General features: G+C 58.9%; 8 protein-coding genes and 1 pseudogene. 1 reads left to right on the top strand and 8 read right to left on the bottom strand.

Features of this window, described 5'->3' with window-relative positions; all coding sequences use genetic code 11:
* A pseudogene (locus AB7S84_RS16245) lies at nt 1-358 on the top strand (hypothetical protein); the annotation flags it as partial.
* Here the strand turns inward: AB7S84_RS16245 and AB7S84_RS16240 are convergent.
* The 8 genes from AB7S84_RS16240 to AB7S84_RS16205 form a co-directional block, all read right to left on the bottom strand.
* Nucleotides 342-1019, bottom strand: coding sequence for a hypothetical protein (locus AB7S84_RS16240; RefSeq protein WP_428155763.1), 678 nt, complete (start codon nt 1017-1019; stop codon nt 342-344). The pseudogene AB7S84_RS16245 and the gene AB7S84_RS16240 overlap by 17 nt on opposite strands.
* Nucleotides 1016-2170 (bottom strand): type IV pilus twitching motility protein PilT, encoded by a 1155-nt coding sequence (locus tag AB7S84_RS16235; RefSeq protein WP_020877884.1) that lies wholly within the window; start codon nt 2168-2170, stop codon nt 1016-1018. The genes AB7S84_RS16240 and AB7S84_RS16235 overlap by 4 nt, the downstream gene beginning before the upstream one ends.
* A 23-nt stretch (nt 2171-2193) precedes the next feature.
* Nucleotides 2194-3276 carry a type IV pilus twitching motility protein PilT gene (locus AB7S84_RS16230; RefSeq protein WP_428155762.1) on the bottom strand — a complete coding sequence of 361 codons (1083 nt, stop codon included), beginning with the start codon at nt 3274-3276 and terminating at the stop codon, nt 2194-2196.
* Between the two features lie 56 nt (nt 3277-3332).
* Entirely contained in the window at nt 3333-3632 is a 300-nt protein-coding gene (locus AB7S84_RS16225) for a YggT family protein (protein ID WP_020877882.1), read from the bottom strand.
* A 29-nt stretch (nt 3633-3661) separates the two neighbouring features.
* A complete protein-coding gene (locus AB7S84_RS16220) occupies nt 3662-3823 on the bottom strand; it encodes a hypothetical protein (RefSeq protein WP_428155761.1) in 162 nt (53 codons plus the stop codon).
* A gap of 131 nt (nt 3824-3954) precedes the next feature.
* Nucleotides 3955-4788, bottom strand: coding sequence for a hypothetical protein (locus AB7S84_RS16215; RefSeq protein ID WP_020877880.1), 834 nt, complete (start codon nt 4786-4788; stop codon nt 3955-3957).
* A 104-nt stretch (nt 4789-4892) separates the two neighbouring features.
* A complete protein-coding gene (locus AB7S84_RS16210) occupies nt 4893-5258 on the bottom strand; it encodes a type II toxin-antitoxin system VapC family toxin (protein ID WP_020877879.1) in 366 nt (121 codons plus the stop codon).
* 2 nt (nt 5259-5260) lie between these two features.
* Nucleotides 5261-5455 (bottom strand): type II toxin-antitoxin system VapB family antitoxin, encoded by a 195-nt coding sequence (locus AB7S84_RS16205; protein ID WP_040416134.1) that lies wholly within the window; start codon nt 5453-5455, stop codon nt 5261-5263.
* Between the last annotated feature and the right edge of the window lie 290 nt (nt 5456-5745).

Here is a 5745-nt window from a genome sequence, read left to right as displayed (position 1 = left end):
GGCGGCGGCCTCGCTGGTGATATTGGCCGGCGTGGAGGGGCTGGCCTGGATGTTTGCGGCCAACTTCATCCGGGGCGTTTCCGAGGCCCTGATCACGGCGAGCGCCTACGCCCTGGCCTCGGTGCTGATTCCCCCGGAGCGGCGGGGTCGGGGCTTCGGTCTGTTCAATGCCACCTTTTTTCTCAGCTGGGGACTGGCCGGCACCTTCATATCGGGGCCCGTCATCGACGGCTGCATGGCCCTGGGCGTCCCCGAGGTGTCGGCCTACCAGGCGGCTTTCATGGCCGCCGCCGTCGTGACCGCCGTCGGGATGGGCCTTCTGTTGAAGGTCGGACCCGCCGCTACAGGGTCCCGTTGATGCGCTCGTATTCCTGGTTGAAGACCCGATAAAAGGCTTCGTGTTCGTCGAGGCCCCGCTTCAGGAGCGGGGCCATCCGGTCGACGTCCGCCGTATTGACGATGAGGTTGACGCTTTTGTGGAAGGCCTGCATGGGGTCCCCCGTTGAAAAGCGGCTGGAGACGAGGACGACGAACATGCCGCGCCGGCTGTCCATGGTGAGCTGGGACACGTATTTGAGAACGTTGTTCATCTCCGGATCCCGGGTGCCGAAGAGTTCGTCGATGATCACCAGATCGAAATCATGGGACCGCATCTGTCGGAGGGCGTCCCGGGGGGTGCCTGTTTCGAGGGCGTGATATCCCGCCGCTTCCACCGTCTTCCGGACATGGGAGAGCAGGGGGGGCGTATGGGTGCACAGCATGGCGGTTCTGGCGCCCTGCGCCAGAAACTGGAAGGAATTGTCCGGCACCCCGCCGTCCGGGGCGTCGTTCGTCGCGGCTGCCGCGGCACCCTCCGGCAACGGGATGGTTTCGTCCGCCTCGAAGTCCTCGGGCATGACGGGGTCGACGGCAAACCGGCGGCCGCAACCGGGGCAGACAAGAGAAAAGGCCTTGCCGAGGGGGATTCTGTCGTCGGGAACGCGCAGTGTCTTGCGGCAGTGGGTGCAGCTGATGTTCATACCCGGCCCTCCAGTTCAAGCCCGGTGATGTCGGTGGTCGACTCGCCGCGGCGGCTTTTGATGCTGTCGATGCCCCGCCCCACCACCGCCCGGCGGCTGCAGTAGGAGAGGGCGGTCTCTTCGGTGACGGCGCCCTTCCGGAAGAGCTCGATGATGTATTCGTCAAAGGTCGTCATGCCGAAGGCCCGACCGGCCTCCTGGATCTCATAGAAGGTCTTGCCCTCGGACTCGCCGTGGAGGATCGATTCCTGGACCCGCAGGTTGTTCCCGATAATGTCGAAGGCGGCGACGCGTCCCCCGCCCACCCTGGGCAGGAGGCGTTGGCAGACGATCCAGCGGATGGTGGAAGAAAGACGCATGCGGATCTGCTTTTCCTCCTCGATGTTGAAGAACCCCAGGAGCCGTTCGATGCTCTGGCCCGCCGTGACGGTGTGGAGGGTGCTCAGGACGAGGTGGCCGGTTTCCGCCGCGGAAAGGCCGATCTCCACGGTTTCCCGGTCCCGCATTTCCCCCACCAGGATGATCTTGGGGGCCTGGCGAAGGGCGGCCCTGAGGCCGTGGGCGAAGGTGTCGAAGTCCTTTCCCAGCTCCCGCTGATTGAAGGTGCACTTCTTGTGGGGATGGGAGTATTCCACCGGATCCTCCAGGGTGATGACGTGCACGTTCCGGGTCTCGTTGACGGCGTTCAGGACCGCGGCCAGGGAGGTGGTCTTGCCGCTGCCCGTGGCGCCGGTGACGAAGACGATCCCGTTGCGCTCCCGGGCGATCTTCCCGAAGGCGTCGGGCAGCTTCAGGTCCTCGATGGTGGGGATCTTGGTCTCGAGCTTCCGGAGGACGCTGGAATACATGCCCCGCTGGGAAAAGACGTTGACCCTGAAGCGGGCCTTTCCCGGCAGGATGTAGGAGAGGTCGCACGACCCCTCGCGGATGAGGTTCTCCGTCAGCCGCCGGTTCCTGTTGATCAGGTTGAGGGCGAAGATCTCGGTCTGGAAGGGGGTGAGCTCCCTGAAGGGGGGCTCCATCTCCACGGGGACCAGCTGCCCCGCGGTTTCCACCTGGAAGGGCTTGCCCACCGTGACGTTGAGGTCCGATACGTTGCCGTAGGCATCCAGCATCCGGGTGATGATGTAGTCGACTTCCTGTTTTCTCATGCCGTAGCGCTCCTGAAAGGGTGTCAGACGTCGGTGAAATCCGAGGGCGGGTTCTTGATGAAGGGCCGGAACCGCGACTTGTCGTTGGCTTTGTTGTAGGCGTCGTCGGGGCTGATCCAGCCTTTTTCGAGCAGCTCCATGACGGCGTCGTCCAGAAGCCGCATGCCGTATTTCTTCCCGGTCTGGATCATGGAGTTGATCTGGTAGGTCTTGTTTTCCCGCACCAGGTTGCGGACGGCCGGGGTGGCGATGAGAATCTCCAGGGCGGCCACCCGGCCCTTGATGTCGATGCGCTTGAAGAGCGTCTGGGCCACGACGGCCCGGATGCCGTCGGCCAGGGTCGACCGGATCTGGGCCTGCTGGGCGGCGGGGAACACCTCGATGGCGCGGTCGACGGTCTTGGCCGCGCTGCTGGTGTGGAGGGTCCCGAAGACGAGGTGGCCGGTGGAGGCGGCCTCGATGGCCAGGGAGATGGTTTCCAGGTCCCGAAGCTCGCCCACGAGGATGATGTCGGGGTCCTCCCGGAGGGCCCCCCGGAGGGCCGCGCTGAAGCTTCGGGTGTGGTTGCCCACCTCCCGGTGGTTGACGATGCATTTCTGGCTGGCGTGAACGAACTCGATGGGATCCTCGATGGTGATGATGTGGTCCTTGCGGGTTCGGTTGGCCTCGTCGATGATGGCCGCCAGGGTGGTCGATTTGCCCGAACCCGTGGGCCCGGTGACGAGGACGAGCCCCCGGGGCAGGTTGGCCAGCTTGGCGATCACGGGCGGAAGCCCCAGCTTCTCGACAGTGAGGATCGTGCTGGGGATTTCCCGGAAGACGGCGCCGCACCCGTTCTTCTGCATGAAGAAGTTGGCGCGGTACCGGGCGAGCCCCGGGATTTCGTATCCGAAATCAATGTCCCCGGTCTCCTCGAACACCTTGATCTTGTCCTCGGGGGCGATTTCGTAAAGCATGGCCTTGAGCTCGTCGTTGTCGAGAATCTTGTATTTGACCCGCTCGATATCCCCGCGGAGTCGGAGCGCCGGGGGCTGGCCCGATACGAGGTGGAGGTCCGAGGCCCCCTGGTCGTTCATCAGTTTAAAAAATGCGTCGATCCTGGCCATGGACGTTCTCCGGCGATTGAAGGATTACACGGGCGCTGATCACGGCGGGACCCGTTTTACATCAAGGACTTGCCCAGCACGAACAGGCTGGTGACCACGAATTTCTGAAGAAAGATGATGACGAGAAAAATGACGATGGGGGAGAGATCGATGCCGCCAAAGGTGACGGGAAGCCGGTTCCGGATCTGGTAGAGCACCGGCTCCGTGAGATTGTAGATGATGCGGACGATGGCGTTGTAAGGATCGGGGTTGACCCACGACAACACCGCCCGCGCGATCACGATCCACATGTAGAGCACCAGGATGTAATCGACGACCGTTGCCAGAGCGATGATGAAATTGCCTAAAATGAACATGGGATTTCCGTTTGATAAGGTTTTAAGTGTTAAGCGCCCAGGTCCCAGGGGTTAAGCGCGGCGCTGGGTGCGGCTGTTTCCCTTCGGGACAGGAGCGTCGCGAACAGGGGCCTTTTGGCTGCAAGAGCGGGCCGTGTCCGCGAAACGCCTTTCCGGGGCCGGATATGGGAATAGACCTCATCCAATGCCATGTTGTCAAGCCTTTGATGCCCGGGTTTTCTTTGTTCCAGGGCCTCGTTCCGCAGTATGGGCCGGCCGTCGGAACCGTTGGCCGGAACGGTCGGTGCCGACACCCCCGAACCTCGAGCTTGTGCATCATCCATCACCTGGCCGGTTTTCTCACACGTCCGATCTTTTCCAGATTGGGACTGATCTGAAGATCATGCGGACTGACCATTTCAGCGGCTACAAGCGGATTGCCGGCCTTGAGAAGCGTATGGATTTCGTCTTTTGAAGCCGCTAATTCGGGTCTGATTTCCCAGTACGTCCGCTCAATCCGCCGTATCGTTTCTTCTATTTCCGCATCATGCAGGTCATCTTCACCGGATTCATTTTCAACCAGGCTGTCCAGACGCCCTTTGAAAGGCGCCAGCGCTCCCTTTATCGACAACCCGTATTTTTTCTCCGGAACAGCTTCGTAAAAGCTTCGATAAACCAGTTCGGAACAGACGACCGACTTTGTCTCCCGACCTTCCGCAATCCTTTTAAACAGTTTGAAAATCATATCCAGAACCGCCCGTAACACCGCTTTTTCCACACGGCCGTAAGGCAATTTCCTGACGACGATCAACACCCCTACCAGATAAAGTTGGTTGTCTGCATATTTGGTTCCCTTGTCAAAGTAGTAGTGTGCGCGTTCGATCACCGGTTCAACGGGCCAATCCGGAAGAGAAAAAGGACTTCCGGAATCTGATTTGAATCGATAGACATCGACATATTTCTGGGCGGCCACCTCACTCTCCAGAGGTGTTACAACGACGCCCCGCAAACCGGCTTCCACGATATTGTTGCCGTCAAAGAATGCTGCGTGACTGTAATCCCCACCGTCTACGAGACGGATAACATCCGAAATCCATCCGTCGCCGTAGGAGAGCAATACATCACCGGCTTTCACTTCACTCATATCCATTTGGCGAACAGGTGTGTCGATGCGCATCGCTATCCTCCCCTCTCAGGCCCTCTGGGCCGGTTTCAGGTTTCACTTCAACTTTCGACTTTTATAGGCCGGTGCCGGAAGCGTGCGTTCGCCGACAGTCCCTGTCAGCTTTTCAAATATGAAACGCCCAACTCCGTTGCCGCCGCATTCAGACGACGATCAAAAGTCCATAGTACGACGTTACCGATAATCGCGGAAGCCAGTATCTGAATATCCACGTAGCCGAGACCGCGCCCCATCAGCATGTTATTTTCTATAAAATTCAAAAGTTCTCTCGGTTCAACAATGGGTGCGGCGGGCAGCGCCTTGAGGAGCGTCAGAATTTCCGCCCGATTCCCTATATTGCCGCAGGCCAATTCACCGATAATAAACGGGTGGCATGCCACAAAACCCATGTTCAAATGCTCAATGAGTTCAGCATCGGACTCTCTGAAATGTTTGATCCAAACGTTGGTATCGGCAAGAATCATTATTATTGCTCCGGTCGTCTTCGCCTTGGCATCCGGAGATCTTTCTCGGTTCCACCCAGTGCAGCCAGGCGCCTGCTGCTCTCCAAACTGATCAGGGCTTCGAGTCCTTTGCGGACAAGAGCTGTTTTTTCTTTTATTCCGGTAAGGTCCGACGCTCTTTCGATGAGGTCGTCCTCGATGTTCAATGTTGTTCTCACGTCTGCCTCCTTCTGAAGTATGCATAAACTGTCCATATAAATATGCATCAATAAGATGGATGGCACAAGCTTTTTTCAGGTGGTCAGGAGTTTGAAAAAGGCTGAAGACTGAAGGCTGAAGGCTGAAGACTGAAGACTGAAGGGGTGCGTCTGGGGCGTGTATGCCCGTCAGTCTCTGTCCGGTCACCATGATGAAAGCCGAAAGCTGAGTTAACCCCCTGATCACTCTAAAACTCTAAAACCCTAAAACCTTAAATCTCTCAAACCCTACCCCCTTAAATCCCTATAAG

The organism is Desulfococcus sp. (genome assembly GCF_050178255.1).
GTDB classification, from domain to species: domain Bacteria; phylum Desulfobacterota; class Desulfobacteria; order Desulfobacterales; family Desulfococcaceae; genus Desulfococcus; species Desulfococcus multivorans.
Note: the sequence above shows the minus strand (reverse complement) of the source record. Positions and strands in the feature narration are given on the sequence as shown.